At 61.4% G+C, this 18,161-nt stretch carries 13 protein-coding genes; 6 read left to right on the top strand and 7 right to left on the bottom strand.

The annotated features are described in order from the left end of the window. Window positions 1-89: 89 nt before the first annotated feature. Complete coding sequence (locus BGE01nite_RS19770; protein ID WP_146852867.1) at window positions 90-809, top strand: ABC transporter ATP-binding protein; 720 nt, start codon at window positions 90-92, stop codon at window positions 807-809. Here the strand turns inward: BGE01nite_RS19770 and BGE01nite_RS19765 are convergent, their stop codons facing one another. The 3 genes from BGE01nite_RS19765 to BGE01nite_RS19755 are packed head-to-tail and all read right to left on the bottom strand — an operon-like array spanning window position 810 to window position 5,358. Next, window positions 810-3,656: a DUF4350 domain-containing protein gene (locus BGE01nite_RS19765; protein WP_146852865.1), complete on the bottom strand. Its 2,847-nt coding sequence runs from the start codon at window positions 3,654-3,656 to the stop codon at window positions 810-812. Then, on the bottom strand, window positions 3,646-4,620 hold the full coding sequence (locus BGE01nite_RS19760) for a stage II sporulation protein M (protein WP_146852863.1): 975 nt from the start codon (window positions 4,618-4,620) through the stop codon (window positions 3,646-3,648). Before BGE01nite_RS19760 ends, BGE01nite_RS19765 begins: the two co-directional genes overlap by 11 nt. A gap of 6 nt (window positions 4,621-4,626) precedes the next feature. Next, window positions 4,627-5,358 (bottom strand): RDD family protein, encoded by a 732-nt coding sequence (locus BGE01nite_RS19755; protein WP_146852861.1) that lies wholly within the window; start codon window positions 5,356-5,358, stop codon window positions 4,627-4,629. Between the two features lie 273 nt (window positions 5,359-5,631). On the opposite strand from BGE01nite_RS19755, the gene BGE01nite_RS19750 reads away from it, so the two are divergent. After that, window positions 5,632-8,535 (top strand): hybrid sensor histidine kinase/response regulator, encoded by a 2,904-nt coding sequence (locus BGE01nite_RS19750; RefSeq protein WP_146852859.1) that lies wholly within the window; start codon window positions 5,632-5,634, stop codon window positions 8,533-8,535. Window positions 8,536-8,548: 13 nt separating this feature from the next. Here BGE01nite_RS19750 and BGE01nite_RS19745 read toward each other — a convergent pair whose 3' ends face one another. The 3 genes from BGE01nite_RS19745 to BGE01nite_RS19735 are packed head-to-tail and all read right to left on the bottom strand — an operon-like array spanning window position 8,549 to window position 13,473. Beyond that, on the bottom strand, window positions 8,549-10,030 hold the full coding sequence (locus tag BGE01nite_RS19745) for a hypothetical protein (RefSeq protein WP_146852857.1): 1,482 nt from the start codon (window positions 10,028-10,030) through the stop codon (window positions 8,549-8,551). 56 nt (window positions 10,031-10,086) lie between these two features. Further along, on the bottom strand, window positions 10,087-11,811 hold the full coding sequence (locus tag BGE01nite_RS19740) for a hypothetical protein (RefSeq protein ID WP_146852855.1): 1,725 nt from the start codon (window positions 11,809-11,811) through the stop codon (window positions 10,087-10,089). A gap of 21 nt (window positions 11,812-11,832) precedes the next feature. After that, on the bottom strand, window positions 11,833-13,473 hold the full coding sequence (locus tag BGE01nite_RS19735) for a formylglycine-generating enzyme family protein (protein WP_170266907.1): 1,641 nt from the start codon (window positions 13,471-13,473) through the stop codon (window positions 11,833-11,835). A 391-nt stretch (window positions 13,474-13,864) separates the two neighbouring features. Between BGE01nite_RS19735 and rpsB the strand changes: the two genes are divergently transcribed. The 3 genes from rpsB (at window position 13,865) to BGE01nite_RS19720 (ending at window position 15,608) form a co-directional block, all read left to right on the top strand. Then, window positions 13,865-14,551 (top strand): 30S ribosomal protein S2, encoded by a 687-nt coding sequence (gene rpsB, locus BGE01nite_RS19730; RefSeq protein ID WP_146852851.1) that lies wholly within the window; start codon window positions 13,865-13,867, stop codon window positions 14,549-14,551. A gap of 26 nt (window positions 14,552-14,577) precedes the next feature. Next, window positions 14,578-15,174 (top strand): translation elongation factor Ts, encoded by a 597-nt coding sequence (gene tsf, locus BGE01nite_RS19725; RefSeq protein WP_146852849.1) that lies wholly within the window; start codon window positions 14,578-14,580, stop codon window positions 15,172-15,174. 143 nt (window positions 15,175-15,317) lie between these two features. Next, the gene (locus BGE01nite_RS19720) at window positions 15,318-15,608 is read left to right on the top strand and encodes a hypothetical protein (protein ID WP_146852847.1); all 291 of its coding nucleotides are present in this window, start codon (window positions 15,318-15,320) and stop codon (window positions 15,606-15,608) included. Window positions 15,609-15,675: 67 nt separating this feature from the next. Here BGE01nite_RS19720 and BGE01nite_RS19715 read toward each other — a convergent pair whose 3' ends face one another. After that, window positions 15,676-16,974, bottom strand: a complete 1,299-nt coding sequence (locus BGE01nite_RS19715) for a glucose-1-phosphate adenylyltransferase (RefSeq protein ID WP_146852845.1) — start codon at window positions 16,972-16,974, stop codon at window positions 15,676-15,678. A gap of 123 nt (window positions 16,975-17,097) precedes the next feature. Here BGE01nite_RS19715 and BGE01nite_RS19710 point away from each other — a divergent pair, with 123 nt between their 5' ends. Continuing rightward, window positions 17,098-18,066: a c-type cytochrome domain-containing protein gene (locus BGE01nite_RS19710; RefSeq protein WP_146852843.1), complete on the top strand. Its 969-nt coding sequence runs from the start codon at window positions 17,098-17,100 to the stop codon at window positions 18,064-18,066. Window positions 18,067-18,161: the final 95 nt, after the last annotated feature.

Raw genomic sequence — 18,161 nt, 5'->3', positions numbered from 1 at the left:
TAAAGACGAACTCATTTTGAACGGAGGATTTTGGAAACGTCGACGTCTCTCATTTACTTCCTGGGCGCAGCGCGGCACAATGCGTGCGGATGATCGAGATCGAAAACCTGACCATGCACTACGGGGCGCTGAAGGCGCTCGACGGCTTGTCCCTGCAGATCAAACCGGGGGAACTCTTTGCCTTCCTGGGGCCGAACGGAGCAGGCAAGACAACGGCGATCAAGCTGCTCACCGGCCTCATGAAGCCCATGGCCGGCAGCGTGAAGCTCTGCGGCATCGACATGCAGAAGGAGCCGCTGCGCGCGAAGTCACTGCTCGGTTATGTGCCGGACGTGGCAGTGTTTTATGAGAAGCTGACCGCGCCGGAGTTCATGCACTTCATTGCCGAGCTCTTCGGCATGGACCACGCCCGTGCCGCGACACGCACGGATGAGCTCTTCACCCAGTTTGCGCTGCATGAGCACAGCGCTCAGCGCATCGAGAACCTCAGCCACGGCACCCGCCAGCGCCTTGGCATTGCCAGCGCGCTGCTGCATGACCCGAAGGTCTTTATCATCGATGAACCCATGGTCGGCCTGGATCCCATTCATGCGCGCATCGTGAAGGAAGAGTTGAAGCGCCAGAGCCGCGCCGGTGCCACGGTGCTGATGAGCACGCATCTTTTGAATATCGCTGAAGAGGTCGCGGACCGGATTGGGATCATTCATCGCGGGAAGCTGCTCTTCACGGGCACTCTGGCGGAGCTCCGCGCCGCGCAGGAGAAGCAAGGGCTGAACCTTGAAGAGATCTTCCTGGAAATGGTGAGCTGATCAGAGCGCCAGCTTCATCGTCTGCAGATCCTGGATGTGGCGCACGAAGTCACGGGTGGAGGGCTTCTCGCTGGCCTCGAACGCGGCGCGGATGCGCTCCGGCGGCAGATTGCTGCGCTGCGTGAGGATCTCGATGATGGCGCTGTCGCTGTGATTCACAAGATGCGGGTAGAGGCGTGTGGCACGGGCACGCACGGCATCCGCAGCCGCGGCGAGCAGCACATCATCACGCCGCATGCGGTGGAAGAAGCCGCCGAGAGCGCTGATGTGCTCAAAGAAGTGCTTCGTGTCATGCAGCACCACCTGCCGCTGTGGACCGAAGCGCGGCAGATGCATCCAAAGCCAGATCGCGACGAGCAGAGCCAGGCCGATGAGCGGCATCCAGGCGCGCTTCCAAAGCAGTTCCCAGAAGCTGCCTTCCAGCGAGACAATGAACTGCACGTGATAGGCGTCCTCGCCGATCAAGTCCATGAACCACTGTGCGTGATCATGCTCGTCGATGTAGCGGTTGCGCAGAGGCCGGGCGTGATTCAGCAGAGTCACGCTGCCCAGACCATGATGGAGATGCAGCGCGGTGGTCTTGTCACGCTTCCCGCCCGCAGCCCATTCGCCCGTGCGCAACTTCCTGCCGAGCTTGAGATGAATGATGGAAGGGAAAGACACCTTGTAATCTGTGTTCCCGATTTTGACGGCCTGCACTTCCGTGGGCACATCCTCCGGCTCCACGATGCGTGGCTTCTTCTTTTCTGGCCTGGACTCGGCACCTGGCTTTTCCTCGCTGGCCTTCACGGGTGCAGGCTCCGGCTTCTTCTCCTCCGCCTTGGGAGCTTCCTTCTTTGGGGAGTCCGGATCCTCCTGCTTGTTCTTGTCTTGATCTTTGTCCTTCTTCCGGCGCTTCAGCAAGAGCTCAGGCAGCGCGGTTTCCTTCCAGTCCTTCAGGCCCAGCATCTCCACCTTCATCTTGTCCAGCACGGGATCCACGCGGTCCTCATTACCCGCGTAACCAAAAGTGCTTCCACTGCTGAAAAGGCCCCAGTCGCTGTAGGGCGCGCATCCGGCCATGGCATAGACCAGATGGCCGCCGCTCTGCACCCAGTTCAGCAGCTGCTTCGCGCGCACCTCGGGCATGCCAGCCTCGGCAGAGATGACGATCACGCCGCCGTCAGGCTCCGGCAGTTCCTTGAGCTGCGGCAGCCTCTCAGCGTCATAGCCCATGTCATCCAGCAGATACTGCGCGGCCAGGAAGGGATCCAGCCGCGCCTTGCCTTTGTAACCCTGGGGAAAGGTGCGGTCCTCAAAATGGCCGTCACAGGCGCTGAGAAACAGCAGAGAACACAGCAAGAGGGAGGCGTGGGCGATCACCCGCTGCCCGCGCGAGGCCGCAGGCGCGCTGGAGAAAGGCCAGCCACGGCAGAGCGATTCAAACTCGTCTGGCAGCGCTTCTTTGCCGGCATAGGCCGCACGCACCCAGAGCAGCGTGAGCTGGCGGAAGAAGGAGGTGACGGAGGCATCTGCCACCGCGGCCGTTTTCTCCAGGCAATCATCCTCCGTGTCACTGTCACGGATGGGCAGATGCAGATGCTCCACCAGACGTGAGAGCGAGCCGCGATAAAGCAGGCTGAGCGCCTCGCGATAGTGCCCGGCACTCCAGGCTGCGCGCGCGGCGGTGACGATGTCATCCGGCAGGCTCTCACGGGCAATGTCCAGCCCCATGACCACTCGCGGCCCCGCAGGTTCCACCCTGGCACGGGCGAGCCCCGCGCCACCCCAGTAGAGATGGCGATTCTTCACGATCCACCAGATGAGCAGACCGATCAAGAGAGCCAGCAGTGCATAACCCACCAACTGCATGAGCAAGGCCGCCAGTCCTGTGATCTCAGGATTCATGCTCGCCTCTCCATCATCCACCCAGACCGAGGTGGTCCTGCTATGCTCCTTGAACTCTTCCTTCTTGAGGATCTCCTGAACGGTTTGCCTGGCCTCCGAGACCTCCTCCGTGGTGACTTTTTCGGCCGGCAGCAGCATGCGCTTCTCCGCCGCATCTGTCATGCCAGGCAGAAAGAGAGCCATCATGAGCAGGGCCGTGACCACAGGCTTCAGCCGCGCCGCGAGACGCCGGAAGGTCAGCTCGATGTCCCAGCCCTCCAGCTTCGTGCGCGAGTTCAGATACAGGCCGAAACCTGCGCCCACATAGAAGGGCTCGATCACGGACATGGCGATGAGGTAAAGCACATTGCTGAACCACTGCTGCGCATTCGTGACCTGGAAGTAGTTCTCCGGATCCTGCATGAGCGCGCTGAAGTCTGGCAGACCATCCGCAGGGCCCAGATTGCTGGCGAGAGCGGTGAGGCCTAACCAAAGGGCGATTTCGAGCTTGATGAAGACCCAGGTCACGCCGGTGCCGCTGCTACCCCCATCTGAAGCCAGCGTGGAGATGCGCTGGTGGGATGCCTTGCCTTTCTGCCCTTCCAGCATGAGCACCGGCAGGGCAAAGCTGCGCATGAGACTGAACCGGCGCCAGAGCAGGGCGGGCAGCAAAAAGCGTGACCAAAGCCGCGGCCACTCACGCAAGGTCTCCCTCACCGTCGGGCGTGAGCCGAAGGCCGCGCGGCTGAGATGAAACAGCGGCACGCGGTCATAGAGCGGCTTCAGCCACCAGGCGATGAGACCGAACGCCATCGGGTTGTCCCAAAACAATGCCGCGAGAATGAGCCACACCGGCACCACGGTGATGAGCCAGAGCAGCATCACGCGGCCATAGTCCCGCCGCGTGAGCGCGCAGCCGAGATCCACCGCCTCCCAGGGCAGGCGTGGACGCAGGACGATGGTCAGATCCTCAAGCCTCATCCCGCTGCCTCCCGCACAGGAAAAGATACGCCAGGGTGCCGGCCCACATCACCGCGCCAAACGAGTATTTGATGGCCGGTGCCATGGGATTCGCGGACCAGAAACCTTCGATCACTGCCGCGAAGGAAGTCATCATCACCGCGCCGAGGATGAGCACGAAGGCCTTGCGACCACCGAGCACAAGCGCGGTTTTGCGGTCATAGGGGCCCGGCTTCACGATGGAGAGTCCCAGCCTCATCCCAGCCATGCCGGAAATCACCACCCCCATGAGCTCCGGCGCGCTGTGACCGGCGGTGAAGCTGTAAAAGGTCTCCGGATTGCAGGCATGATGCACATACCCCGTGGCCGCGCCGATGTGCGCGCCATTGAAAAGCATGATGACGATGGAGCCCACGCCACCCAGCAGACCACCGGCAAAGGTGCGCAGGTCGATGCTGACATTGTTCCAGATGTAGAAGCCGAACATGGCGAAGTTCGAGCCGAACTCCTCGCGCATGTAGTCCATGGGCGAGGTGCCGTTCCCATACATCATCTCCATGCTGATCATGCCTTCCGGCCCGAGGATGGCCATGGCCCACTCCGGATCATGCGGGGTCCAGATGGCCAGGAAGAGAAAAGGTCCCCAGAACATGGCCATGCAGAACCAAAACAGCCCGCGCTCCTGCTGCACCGCGCGCGGAAACTCCCGCAGCGCCATGTCTGCGAAGCGTTCCCAGCCACCGCTGATCCGCCGCTCCAGCACGCGATATCCCGTGATGGCCAGGGCATTCAGCTTGTCCGTCAACCGTGTGCCATACATGCGATGCTGCGCGAGGCTGAGGTCATGGCAGACCTGGCGGAAAAGCGTGGGCAGCTCCTCCACGCCAGCATTTTCCTTGGCCCCCTTCTTCTCCACCTTGTCCAGCATCTGCTGCAGACGTTCCCAGCGCTCCTTGTTCTCGGATTCAAAATGGTTAGGCGACATGGCGGCTTACTTCCTCCCTCCTTTTTGCAGCCAGAGGCCCATGCTGCACACACGTGTCAGACCGCCCAGGCCCTTGCGGTCCGTCAGCGGCTCCAGAAGATCCGAGAGCTCCATCTTCCGTGCATCTGACCAGTGCGGCGCGCGCTCCAGAAATTGCAGGATCGCGGCCTGCTCCGCACGGTTCAGCATCTGCGATGGCGGATGCGGCTCCGCGTTCACCTGGATGGCCGCCGGCTCCGCCGGCTTGGCGTCATCATAAACGACCACGGTGTCTGCCACGAGATCTCCGAGACGCTGAAACCGCCGCGTGAAGAGGCAGCAGATGAGGCCGAAGAGATACGCCGCTGGCATGAAGTCGATCACGCGCAGCAGATTGCGGATCAGGGACTGCGGCAGGCGCACCGGAGCACCGGAGACACTGACGACCTTGATCTTCACCACACGCTGGCCGGGAGTCGCTGCCCGGGCGCCCATCTCAAAGAACACGTTGTAAAACCAGGCCACCAGGAAGAGTCCCAGCAGAAAGAGGCCGTTGCCGATGCCCTCCCCCACGACGTTGGAAATCAAGCCAGCGATCAAGCCCCAGAGCATGAGGACGCCGACAAAGATGAGCAGGTCGATCAGCCAGGCCACACTGCGGACCGCAGGTCCAGCCACGCGCAGATGGATCTCCACGCCGTCAGCCAGCTCCACCGGTTGCAGGGTGTCGATCGTCGTGGCGGGAGTGGAAGCAGACATTCAGGAATAAGAGCAGGTGAATGAAGCGGCGGCCTTTGGTTTTGACAATCTCAGACTGAGGCAGCTAGCCTGCCGAGGCTCAAAAAAGTGATTCCAGGCCGCCTATTAAGCGGACTACGATCACGATGAGGTGGGGTGTATTCCTGAGTTCCAGAGCGCTCAGTCCCTGGGCAGGTTGAGTGCATACATCCGCAGGTTTAGGAGCCGCGAACTTAGGTTGCGGGCACCTCACCAACGAGGTGCCCTGACCCTTGCTCCAAATTACGTCCGGAAATGTCCATCACCTCCCAACTCTCCGCTGGATCAGGAGAAGATGCCGGCTCGATGCAGGACCTGAAACAGATCGAGCAGGCCATGCGGCAGAGTGACGAACACTTTCGGACCATCGCCAACGCAGCGCCGCTGCTCATCTGGCTCGCAAGCACGGACAAGCTCTGTTACTTTTTCAACAAAGGCTGGCTGGATTTCACGGGGCGCAGCTTGGAACAGGAAGTGGGCAATGGCTGGGCTGAGGGAGTGCATCCCGATGATTTCGAGCGCTGCCTGGAGGTTTATACCCAGTCTTTTGATGCGCGTCAGCCTTTTGAGATGGAATACCGGCTGCGGCATCACAGTGGGGAGCATCGCTGGATCCTTGATCGCGGAGTGCCTCGCTTTGCACAAGACGGAACATTTGAAGGATACTTGGGCAACTGCACGGATGTGCATCAACAAAAGACGACCGAAGCCGCGCTGCGGGACACCGAAGCGCAGACGAAGGCCGCCATGGAGGCCGGTGCTGTCGGCACCTGGCAGTGGGACATGGTGCAGAACATCGTGACCACCAATCCGACCTTCGCCCGTCTCTTCGGTCTCACGGCGGAGCAGGCGGAGGACGGCATGCCTATCGAAGCCTACATCGCCGCTATTCATCCAAATGATCGTGAGCCGGTGGAAAAGCAGATCACCGCTGCGATCCAGTCCCGCAGCAGCTACGCGGTGGAGTATCGAGTGTGTGACAGCACAGGAGCTTGGCGATGGGTCGCCGCGCGCGGTGCCGCTCGTTACGATGAAGAGGGCAGACCCGTCAGCTTTCCCGGCGCCCTCATTGACTTCACCGAACGCAAACAGGCTGAGGTGCAGATCGCAGCTCAAAATGAGGTGCTTGATGCCGTGGCTCTCGGTCGGCCACTGGAAGAGATTTTTGAACTGGTGACCTCGTCTCTAGAGCGCGTGATCCCCGGCGCTCTGGCTTCCGTGCTTCTCGCGAACGCGGAGGAAACACAGCTTTTCTGTGGCGCTGGAGCGAGCCTGCCAGCGGAGTATAATGCGGCTGTCGACGGTCTCTTCATCGCAGAAGGCCACGGAAGCTGCGGAACCTCAGCGTCCCGCAGGACGCCTGTCCACGTGTCCGACATAGCCCACGATCCGCTCTGGCAGCAATACCGGGATTTCGCCGCAAAGCACGGCCTGGCTGCCTGCTGGTCACACCCCGTTCTTTCCCCTGGCGGACAGCTCTTCGGCACCATCGCCATTTATTTTCATGCCCCTCGCACCGCCACGGAGAATGAAACCTCCCTCCTGGCCTCAGCCTCCCGCATCACGGGCATCGCCATTGGCCGTAAAAGATCTGAAGAATCTGCCCAGGAAAGCAAGGAGCGCTTTCGCGGACTGGCGGACCAGATGAGCCAGCTCGCCTGGATGGCGGACGCCCAGGGCAAGGTTTCCTGGTATAACCAACGGTGGTATCACTTCACCGGTGCCACGCCACAGAAGATGAAGGAGCTGGGATGGGAAGGTGTGCAGCACCCGGCGCACGCTGAGCGTGTCATGAAAAAATGGCAGAGCCATCTCATGTCGGGTGAAGCCTGGGAGGACACCTTTCCCATGCGCGGCGCGGATGCGAGGTATCGCTGGTTCCTCTCCCGTGCCCAGCCCATCCGTGATGCCGAAGGCAAGATCGTGCGCTGGTTTGGCACGAACACGGACATCACGGACCAGCGGGAAGTCGATGCGCAGATACGCTCATTGTTAGAAGATGCGCAGGCCGCGCGCGTGAGCGCGGAAGCGGCCAAGGAGCGCGCTGAATCCGCCACCCGTGCGAAGGATGACTTCCTGGCGCAACTCTCCCATGAGCTGCGCACGCCGCTCAGCCCGGCACTCCTGCTCTCCCGCGAACTCGCGGAAGATGAGACGCTGTCCCCGTCCGCAAGAGCCGACATGGAGACGATCGCCCGCGGCATTGCCCTGCAGGCGCGCCTCATCGACGACATGCTCGACATCAGCCGCATCACCACGGGAAAGCTGCGGCTCGACCCGCACCCCATGGATGCGCACGATGCCATGCGTCTCGCCTGTGATATCATCCTGGCCGATGCTAATGAGCACCGGCTGGAACTGAGCCTGCACCTTGATGCCGAGCATCACGCCATTCATGCGGATGCTGTGCGGGTGCAGCAGGTCTTCTGGAATGTGCTGAAGAACGCGGTGAAGTTCACCCCGCGTGGAGGATCCATCACGGTGCGCACCCACAATCCGGTCTCACCTGCCGGCATGATCGAGGTGGAGGTCACAGACACCGGCATCGGCATTGAGCCAGACATGCTGGGCCGTGTCTTCGATGCTTTCGCCCAGGGCGATCATGGCTTTCGTTTTGGAGGGCTGGGTCTTGGACTCGCCATTTCACAACGGCTGGTGGAGCTTCACCATGGCAACATCTCCGTGACCAGCGATGGACGTGACCAGGGTGCCACTTTCCGCATTCAACTGCCGCTTGCCGTTCCTACGTCCGACACACCGCCTGCGCCACGTCTTGAGTCCCCCATGCTCAAGCCGTCCAAACCACGGCGCATCCTGCTGGTGGAAGATCACGAGACCACGCGCGCAACGCTGGCTCGGCTGCTCAAACGCCGGGGTCATCAGATCGTCGAGGCGGGAACCCTCGCCGCTGCTTTTGAAGCTGCCGAGAACCATAAGTTTGACCTGGTCATCTCAGACCTCGGCCTGCCTGACGGTGATGGTCACCAGCTCATGTCAGCCCTCAGCAAGAGCAAGGGGCTGATCGGCATCGCCCTCAGCGGTTACGGCATGGAGGACGATCTAGCCCGCAGTCGTGCCAGCGGCTTCTTCACCCATCTTACCAAGCCTGTGGATTTCCAAGCTCTCGAAGCGATGATTGCTGCCGCGCCATCACGATAATGGCAGCAGTTTCTCACTTCACCGCCTTCCTCAAGACCTCCAGCCTTGGGTCATCGAGATCCAGGCGATACATGAGCTGGTTGTAGTCATAGCGCGGAGTGGGCACGGGATTGCCGCTGAAGGTCTCCGTGTAGGTGCCTTCGAAGTGGATGATCCGCCCGCCCTGCTGGTCAAAGAGCACGTGATGACGTGGATTGTAAAAGGTGTAGCGCGGATGGCTGGCCACCTTCACGGCCTTCGTCCATGGGCCTGAAGGTGTGGGGGCCTCCGCATACCACACCTCACCCAGCACAGACTCAGGCGCGAAATGCTGGCTGCCGATCATGATCCAGGCCTTGCGATGCGGGTTCCAGTTCACACTGGAGCGATGCATGGCCACGGGCTTGCCGGTGAGCGCATCCTGCACCTGCAGCAGCGCGCGGTCGGCGGGCAGCTTCTTGTCCGCGAGCATCTTGGCCTCGCCCTTTTGAGTTACCGGTGGAAGTTTCTTCTGCCAGACATAGTCCTGCTCAGTCTCCGACCACGCCAGCGCCTCATAACTGCCTGGATTCAGCACGTCGTTATAGGTCGCGGGGACACGCGTGACGGCGAATTCCTGCGAGAAGTAGAAGAACTCTCCCTCATCATTCTTCACGCGAAAGGCATTTCCCTCCGGGTGCTGCCACTCGAACTCATCACCGAGCAGCGTGCTGGAGACAAAGATGCCCTGGGACTCGTCAAACTCGCACAAGCCATGCTCCAGGCGTTTGCCCAGGTCCTTGAAGCGTCCGTAGTGTCCCAGGAGATGTTCTTTGCCCTCGCTGTCTGCCACCACGAGCATGCCGAAGATCCACACAACGCCCGGTTCCTTCGTCGGCATCATCTTGCGGAGCTTCCCGTCTTCTGATGTCAGATACTCCAGATGCACGCCCTCATCCGGATTCAGCCCGCCCTTTTCCGGCAGGTCTGACCAGGCGCAGGTGGAGTGAAAACTCCCCAGCGGATAGTGCGCCACGTTCGTGTCCCCCCAGAGCCAGAAGAGACGCCCATGAAACGGCACGGCCTGCACGCTGTCCTGCCCCATGACGAAGTTAAAGTTAGGCCGTGGCAGCGGCGCGGGCTTGGCGAGCAGCTCGGAATCCCGGTAGATCCCCTGCCCTGTGATGCGGTAGAGACGTTCGGCGATGTTCATCCTCATCACCTTCACCTCCACCGTGGCGCCTGCTTTCGGCGTGAGCCGCACGCCGGCATAACCAAAACCATCTTTGCCCGCCGCGTATCCAGGCGAGACCACATGGAAGAACACCTCACGCTCCATCAGGCCAGGCTCATTGAAGGCGATCCAGCCGGCGCTGTCCGTGATGTGGGCGATGTGGTTCGTGGTCGTCAGCGTCACCAGCGGCACACCGCGCCCTGTCGATTCATCGATCACATGGATGGCAAAGGGATCCGCGGCCGAGGCGAAGGCTGGCAGCATGAGCGCGAGGACGGAAAGCAGACCACGGGAGAAAGTCATGGCGCGCATCTAGCACCCGCTGCCCGGCAGCAAAAGCGAAATGCGGAGGCGAACCGCTACAGCGCGCGCCCCAGGAACCGCGCCTCTTCCTTCAGCAGCAGTCCGGTGGGCACCTGCTCCGCGATCTGGTAGGCCGGACCCACCTGCCCGCTGATGGAAAGCAAACCGGCATGCACCGCCCGCTGCCCCGGAGAAAGCGTCTTCGGGTCCACAATCGTTCCGAGATGCCTGCGCAGTTCCTCGAGGTCTCCGAAACGATAGGCGGCGAGCGCCAGGCACAGCCGGTCCTCATCCGAGGCGGGCGGAGGAATCTTCCCGAGATCAATCTGCAACCGGCGGATCTCCAGCCCCACCCCGGACACGAGGTGCAGATAAAGGTCACTCAGAACATACTGTTGGTTATTCGGGCGCAGTGCCAGAAGACGGTCGCTGGACCTCAGCACGGCTTCCGTGTCACGGGTGCGGAGCGCCATCTGATGCACCTTCTCCAGCATCGTGACGCGGGACTTGGGCTGGTGCTCTGCCAGCCCTTCATAGAGCTGGGCGGCCACGTCCCACACACCGGCCTCCTCAGCCAGGGCTGCAGCGGCAGTGGCGGTGGCGCCATCACGTCCATGTCCGGTGGCCTCATACACGGCGGAGAGATGCTGGCGCACGCGGGTGGGATCCGTGTCGATCTGACGCGTGGCCCTGGCCCGCCAGAAGGCGATGAAAGCCGGAGACACCGGCATGCCCGCCGGACGTGAGAGCAGCTTGTCCACCTCCTCCCAGCGCCCCAGGTCTCCCAGCGCCTGCAGGTAGGCCTGGATAAGCAGGGAGGACTTGGTAAAAAAGTCACGCGGACGAAACTCCACGATGCGCTGCGGCTGTTTCTCCTGCAGCAGCCAGGTCAGGTTCGGCAGGAGCTGCTCAGGCAGCACCGTCTGCATGTGAGTGATCTCGGCATCCACGATCTCCTTCTTCCTTTCCGGCCGGGCACGCAGCAGACCGGAGAGGACGGCCAGCCGCACCTCCTCGGTCCTGTCAGGATGCGCCTCCATGGCCGCGACCAGCTGATCCGCCTCCGTGGGAGTCAGTCGTGGATCATGGGCAAGATTGTCCAAGGCCAGCAGCGCGGCCTGGTCTTTCCCTTTCGTCAGATCCCAGAGGCTTTGACGGGCCTGGTCACGGATCTCCGGGAAGGCAGCGCTCTGGTCAAGCATGGCCAGACGCAGGCGGCACATGGGATCATGCCGGTCCAGGAGCAAAGCGCGGCGCAGGGTGTCAGCCGCGAGCTGAGCACGCCCCTGCAGACGCTGCACATTTGCCAGGACCTCGAGCGCCGGCCTGCGCTCGCGTGCGGCGGCTGGCAGCTTGGCCAGGGTCGCCTCCGCGTTCGCCGCGTCCGACTGGAGCACATAGAGCTGGCCCATCCGCAGCAAATCCGCCTCCGTGATCTGGCCGATCACCTCCAGCAGACGGAGATAATGCAGGGTGCTCACGGGATCTGACTGAGTGGCGGTGAGGAAGTCTGCCAGCGCCCGCAGCACCTTCGGGTCATCCGCCTTCCACGCGCGGGCCTTCTCCAGCGCAGCCTGAGCCTGCCCCCACTCCTGCCTCTCCATCAAATCCACGGCCTTGGCCGCATGGTGACGGGCCATGAAGATACTGCCCTTGCGCATGAGCGGCGGGCCTAACCACCAGGATGCCACGCCCATCACCAGCAGACCGGCCATGACCCACGTCAGCCAGGGCTTGCTAGGCTTGGCGAGCAGTTCCTGAGGTAGATTGTCCTGGCTCATGGTGCAGGCGGGATGAGGAAATCACGGCGCTGGCAGCTCCAGCACCACGCGGAAGCCGATGTCCGGGCTGGTGCTGGCGGCAGGAGTGCGCCGGCGGGCGGAGGTGAGCAGCTTGTCCTTGTCTGAAGACAGCCAGGAACCGCCACGCACCACGCGCGCCGTGTCATCTCCCGGCCAGGAGTCTCCACACCACTCCGACACATTGCCACCGAGGCCTGAAACACCCATTTCGTTAGACGCTTCCGTGCTCACGGGAGCGGTGTAGGAGTAGCTGTCCGAGTATTCAGGCACCTTCAGCGCATCCAGGTTCGTGCTCATGGGCGGCGGCGGGAAATCCCCCTTCGCAGACCAGGGGAAGTGGTCTTTCACAGCGCCGGCGCGCGCCGCGGGATCAGCGCCTGCCTCGTCCTTGAGCCCGGCCATCTGGCTCCACTCCACATCCGAGGGCAGGCGGTAGGCGGCCTTTTCAGGGATGAGCTTGAAGCCGATGTCACGCTTCGTCAGCCATTCACAAAAATCATGCGCGTCCTGCCAGCTCAGCCCTGCGGCGGGATGCGTGCCACCTAACAAGAAAGATGGTTTCCCCTCCCAGGTCCTGCCCGCGGCCTTCAGCCAGGCCTCGAAGTCCTGCATGCGCACCTCCTGGCTGCCTGCGAGCAGCTTTCCACCCACGGGCACGAAATCCATGCCGAGGGAGTTCATGAAAGGTTTCCCGGCGGCGGCGGGGGCCAGCTTCGCCGGATCAGGCAGCACGGAGACCTCCTCGCCCGCCATCTTCTTGCGCATGGCCTCGACCTCCGCCTTGTCCACCGGACCGCCCATCATCTGCTCACGGCGCTCATCACGGATCTTCTGGCGGCTCTGCTCCATCACCGCCAGCAGAGCGGCGCTGCGCTGCTTGTCCTCAAACACACAGCGGAAGCCGATGGTCGGCATCTGCATGGTGGCCGGCACGCGGTACACGTAGTCCGAGCGCAGGCACTCCGGGCGGAAATAGGCCCAGGAGCCGCCGCGCAGCACACCTTCTTGTTCGGCGCGGATCTGCACATCCCAGCACCATTCCCAGACATTTCCCGCCAGGTCGTAGAGCCCTTCGCTCGAGGGAGCGAACCTGCCCACGGGCGAGGTGAAGGGAAAACCGTCCTCGTATCCCGGGATCTCTCCTTCAGCAAAGTTCCCCGCTTTCGGCGGTGGCGGCCACCGCATGCCCCAGGGGAAGATGCGCTCGTCCTGCACGCGCTCATCCACGGTGAGATCCACCTTTCGGGTTCTCAGCAGCGCCACGGCAGCATCCCACTCGGCCTGGGTGGGCAGGCGGTAGCTCTGGGCCATGTTCAGCTTCTGGTCTGCGCGCTCCTTGTCCGTCAGCCAGGCGCAGAAGGCCTTGGCGTCCTGCAAGGTCACTCCCACCACGGGATGATCCGCCCCCTGCTCAAAGTAGGGCTTGTAGTTCCAGGCATACTTGGAGCTCTCCAGGAAAGCCTCCCACTGCATCACCGTGGTCTCATGCAGGGCAAAGAGCACGGACGATCCTGGCACGGCCACGAACCTCTCCGCCATGGTCGCGCTGGTATGCTCCGTGAGTTCCTCAGGTTTTTGGGCCCCACACCAGGAAACAGGCAGCAGCAGGAGGGCGGCAGGCAGCAGACGGAAAAAACGCATGAGAAGGGGCCAGGGGAAAACGGGGGCTGGAATGGTCAACGCAGTCACAGAGTATTCAAATGCTAACAGAGTTACCATCCTGGCACCCGAAAAAGTGAGAAATTGCTAACAGAGTAGTCATCCAGACACCCGAAACCACCTTCCGACTCAAAACACCCATCTTCCCTCGGCGCCCCCCCGGTTTGCGGCCCAGAATACCCCGTTTGTGCCGGAAAAACCGCTTGCCGCCCGCCTCTTCACCCCTACCATGCGCGCCCCTCTGCCCGGCCACTGCCGGATGGGGGTCTTTCAGCAAACCTTAACCCGCAGGTTTTCCGGATCAAGGCTCACTGCCTTGAGCATACGCCCCGCTGAGCGTGTGTGCGGAACACAAGCACCTTAGATACATCACATGTCCCAAATCCTCGCCGAACTCGTCGAAGCTGGTGTCCATTTCGGTCACCAGACCAAGCGCTGGAACCCGAAGATGAAGCAGTTCATCCTCGACTCCCGCAACCAGATCCACATCCTCAACATCGAGGAGACCGTCAAGCAGGTCGAAGTCGCCGCCGGCTTCCTTGCCGAACTCGCCCGCAAAGGCAAGCGCATGCTCTTCGTGGGCTGCAAGCGCCAGGCCCAGGAGGCCATCCGTGAAGCTGCTGAAGCTTGCGGCCAGTTCTACGTGAACCATCGCTGGCTCGGTGGCACCCTCACGAATCTCGAGACCATCCGCAAGAGCGTGGCCCGCCTCGGCTACCTTGAGGAGATCGAGAAGAAGCCTGAGTTCAAAGCCATGTCCAAGAAGGAACTGGCCTCCCTGAACCGTGAGCGCATCAAGCTGGAGCGCAACCTCCGCGGCGTCCGTGGCATGGAGAAGTATCCTGATGCCGTCATCATCGTCGACTCCGCTCGCGAGCACATCGCCGTGAACGAGTCCCGCCGTCTGCGCATCCCGATCGTCGCCCTCGTCGACACGAATGCCGATCCAGACATCATCGATTACCCGATCGCCGCCAACGACGACGCCATCCGCTCCATCCGCATCATCCTGCAGAAGCTGATCGACCCCGTCATCGCTGCTGCCGGTGAGAAGAAGTAATTCACCCCTCATCTCTTTTTTCACACATGGCTGAAATCACCGCACAACTCGTCCAGACTCTCCGCGAAAAGACCAACGCGGGCATGATGGACTGCAAGAAGGCCCTCAAAGAAGCTGAAGGCGACCTGGAAAAGGCCGAGACGATCCTCCGCAAGAAGGGCACCATCAAGGCTGAAACCAAAGGCGACCGCCAGACCAAAGAAGGCATCATCGCCAGCTACATCCACCTGGCAGGCCGCATCGGCGTGCTCATCGAGGTGAACTGCGAGACCGACTTCGTGGCCCGTAACGAAAACTTCCAGGCCTTCGTGAAGGACATCTCCCTCCACATCGCCGCTGCGAATCCAAAGTTCCTCTCCCGTGAAGAAGTCCCCGCGGACCTCATCGCCAAGGAGCGCGAAATCGCCGCCGATCAGGTCAAGGGCAAGCCCGAGGCCATCGTCGAGAAGATCGTTCAGGGCAAGATCGACAAGATCTTCGCTGAGCAGTGCCTTCTGGAGCAGGCCTTCATCAAGAACCCCGACCAGACCATCGGTGACTTCGTGAAGAGCAAGATCTCCGAGCTGGGTGAAAACCTCGTCGTGCGCCGCTTCGTGCGCTACGCCGTGGGTGAGGCTCTGTAATTCGATCCTCCCTAGAGAATCCATCAACGAAACCGGCAGCGGACCCGTTCCACTGCCGGTTTTTCTTTGGCGTGGAAAACACGTCTAACAAATTTCGCAGGATTCTCGAATAGCCCGCGAGGCCCCTCGTCTGATGAAGTGCCATGCAAAAGAAACTTCATCGTCTCGTCCTCGCCAGCCTCGCCGTGATCCTGGGTGCCAGCTGCACCACCGCCTATGACGCTTACGGCAATCCGCGACCAGTCGTTGATCCAGGAACCGCCGTCCTCGGTGCCGCCGCAGTCGGCCTCCTGGCTTATGGCCTCGGAAGCAGCAATAACAACCGCCACCATCATCACAGCTCCCGCTATTCCGGGTATGGATATGGCGGCTACTCAGGCTACGGTTACCCCGCCAGTTATGGCTACGGCCGCGGCCCTGCGTGCTATTATTGAGAGAGGCTCAAACGCAAGTGCCGTGGCTCATCACCACGGCACACAGCATCATCTCTGGATCATCTCATCAGATCCACGTCCCCGCAGGGATCACGGTATCCTTTGGAATCACCACGATGCCATCACGGATGCAATACAGCTCGTGATCCATGTTCTCCGGCTTGCCGTGCGGTGTGATGACCGTGTTGTCACCGACGTGCACGTTCTTGTCGATGATCGTGCGCTCGATGCGGCAGTTATGACCGATGCCTGGTGCAGGCCTGCCAGGGTCCGTGCCCGCAGCGCCCGCATAGTAGTCGGCCCCCATGATGATCACCTCGCGCAGCGTCGTGCCGCTTTCCACGATGGAGCGAATGCCCACCACAGCGGTCTCCACATGCGCATCCGTGATGATGCAGCCATCGGAGAGCAAGGCTTCGCGGATCGTGGCGCCATTGATCTTCGTGGCCGGCAGGAAGCGCGCATGCGTGAAGATCGGAGCCAGGGAATCAAAGAAGTCGTATTGAGGCACCAGCTTGCACAGGTCCAGGTTCGCCTCAAAGAAGCTGCGGATGGTCCCGATGTCCTCCCAGTAGCCCTGGAAGTTGTAGGTGAAGACTTTGCGGTCACGGATGGCCGTCGGGATGATGTGCTTCCCGAAGTCCATGTGATCGTTGTCCAGACACTCGATCAGCGTCTGGCGGTTGAAGACATAGATGCCCATGCTCGCCTGATAGCGCGGCTCATCCACATCCAGCTCCAGTTCCTTGAGCGTCTCTGGAGACATGCGGAAGGCCTTCAAGACTTCAGGATCCTTCGGCTTCTCCACGAACTCGCGGATTTGACCGTCGGCATCCGCGCGCATGAGGCCGAAGCTCTTCGCATCCCGCTCATTCACCGGCAGCGTGGCGATGGTGAGCTCAGCGCCTGACTTGATGTGCTGCTGCATCACATCCCGGAAGTCCATGCGGTAGAGCTGGTCACCGCTGAGGATGAGATAGTAGTCGTAATCGTTCTCGATGAAGTAACGCAGGTTCTGGCGCACCGCATCTGCCGTGCCCTGATACCAGCGCTCACCATCCGGAGTCTGCTGAGCCGCGAGCACCTCCACAAAGCCGCGCGTGAACTGGTCAAACTTGTAGGTGCGGGCGATGTGCCGGTTCAGCGACATGCTGTTATACTGAGTCAGCACAAAGACCTGCCTCACACCGGAGTTGATGCAGTTGCTGATCGGGATGTCCACCAGGCGGTATTTGCCTGCAAGAGGCACCGCAGGTTTGGCACGATCCTTAGTCAGTGGAAAGAGGCGGGTTCCCGCCCCTCCTCCCATGACGATGGCCAGTGTTGAACGACGCAGGGCGGTATCAGTGGTGACGGGCGGTGGCATGGCTGCGGAGATTAGAAGTTGTTTTCCTGGAAAAAACGCCCCGAGGCAAGGCGTTTCCACCGGTGGCGAGATGAATCATGGTTCCCCCGATCCCTTCATCCACCATCACCACCCTCCACGCCAATGACTGTCCATCGTTCCCTGCCACTCATTCTCGCCACCATCTCACTGCCTGTGTTCCAGGTGGGAGCTGCGGTGAACTTTGAAAAAGACCTTCTGCCTGTGCTTCAGAAGAAGTGTCTCGACTGTCATAGCGCACCCACCGTGGTCGATGGCAAGAAGAAGGACCCGAAGGGTGAGCTCCGCCTCGATGCCGCCTGGGCCATGCTCAAAGGCGGCGAGACCGGCCCCTCCGTGGTGCCCAAGGATCTGGCCAAGAGCTACATGGTTGAAGTCGTGACCCTGCCGAAGGACGATGACAGCTTCATGCCACCGAAGGGTGACCCCATGACCGAGGCGGAGATCAAGCTGCTCAAAGAGTGGATCCAAGCCGGTGCGGACTTCGGCACCTGGAAAGGCAACATGGAAGGCGCCCCCGCTGAGGCTGTGGCCGCCGCGGCTGCCAAGGAAGTGAAGCCACGCGAGCACGATCTCTTCTATGCCAAGCTCGGTGAAGGCCTGAAGCCTGCCGCTGAAGCTGACATTGCCAAAGCCAAGGCCGGTGGTGCCCAGGTCTTCCAGCTCAAGCTCGACAGCCCACTGCTCCGTGCTGACTTCCTCACCGGTGTCTCGAAGTGTGATGATGCGAAGCTCGATGCCCTCACTCCCATCAAAGATCACCTCGCCCAGCTCGATCTCGGCCGCACCATCATCACGGATGCAGGCTTGAAGAAAGTGGCCGGACTCACGCGCCTGGCCGCTCTGGACCTGCGCCAGACCAAGATCACCGATGCAGGCCTCGAGTCCCTCACCGCGCTGAAGAACCTGCAGAGCATCAATCTCTTCAACACTGAGATCACGGATGCAGGCCTGAAGCATCTCGCCTCCATCAAGAGCCTGAAGAGCGTCACCGTCTTCCAGACCAAGGCCACACCCGCCGGCGTCGAAGAGCTGAAAAAGGCCCTTCCAGGCGCCGTCGTGACCTTGAAGTAATCAAACATCCTTCACCCGAAATCGGCCTGCTCTCATGAAACCATGGGCGCAGGCCTTTTCGTTTGTGGGGCGCGGACTTCAGTCCGCAGCAGGTT

This window comes from Prosthecobacter gellanilyticus, assembly GCF_007992435.1.
Taxonomy (GTDB): domain Bacteria; phylum Verrucomicrobiota; class Verrucomicrobiia; order Verrucomicrobiales; family Verrucomicrobiaceae; genus Prosthecobacter; species Prosthecobacter gellanilyticus.
Note: the sequence above shows the minus strand (reverse complement) of the source record. Positions and strands in the feature narration are given on the sequence as shown.

Excerpts from the sequence above, each read along its gene's own strand:
- tsf (WP_146852849.1), top strand. The coding sequence starts at position 14,578 with ATGGCTGAAATCACCGCACAACTCGTCCAGACTCTCCGCGAAAAGACC.
- BGE01nite_RS19710 (WP_146852843.1), top strand. The coding sequence starts at position 17,098 with ATGACTGTCCATCGTTCCCTGCCACTCATTCTCGCCACCATCTCACTG.
- BGE01nite_RS19770 (WP_146852867.1), top strand. The coding sequence starts at position 90 with ATGATCGAGATCGAAAACCTGACCATGCACTACGGGGCGCTGAAGGCG.
- rpsB (WP_146852851.1), top strand. The coding sequence starts at position 13,865 with ATGTCCCAAATCCTCGCCGAACTCGTCGAAGCTGGTGTCCATTTCGGT.
- BGE01nite_RS19715 (WP_146852845.1), bottom strand. The coding sequence starts at position 16,974 with ATGCCACCGCCCGTCACCACTGATACCGCCCTGCGTCGTTCAACACTG.
- BGE01nite_RS19740 (WP_146852855.1), bottom strand. The coding sequence starts at position 11,811 with ATGAGCCAGGACAATCTACCTCAGGAACTGCTCGCCAAGCCTAGCAAG.
- BGE01nite_RS19760 (WP_146852863.1), bottom strand. The coding sequence starts at position 4,620 with ATGTCGCCTAACCATTTTGAATCCGAGAACAAGGAGCGCTGGGAACGT.
- BGE01nite_RS19735 (WP_170266907.1), bottom strand. The coding sequence starts at position 13,473 with ATGCGTTTTTTCCGTCTGCTGCCTGCCGCCCTCCTGCTGCTGCCTGTT.
- BGE01nite_RS19720 (WP_146852847.1), top strand. The coding sequence starts at position 15,318 with ATGCAAAAGAAACTTCATCGTCTCGTCCTCGCCAGCCTCGCCGTGATC.
- BGE01nite_RS19755 (WP_146852861.1), bottom strand. The coding sequence starts at position 5,358 with ATGTCTGCTTCCACTCCCGCCACGACGATCGACACCCTGCAACCGGTG.
- BGE01nite_RS19745 (WP_146852857.1), bottom strand. The coding sequence starts at position 10,030 with ATGACTTTCTCCCGTGGTCTGCTTTCCGTCCTCGCGCTCATGCTGCCA.
- BGE01nite_RS19765 (WP_146852865.1), bottom strand. The coding sequence starts at position 3,656 with ATGAGGCTTGAGGATCTGACCATCGTCCTGCGTCCACGCCTGCCCTGG.
- BGE01nite_RS19750 (WP_146852859.1), top strand. The coding sequence starts at position 5,632 with ATGTCCATCACCTCCCAACTCTCCGCTGGATCAGGAGAAGATGCCGGC.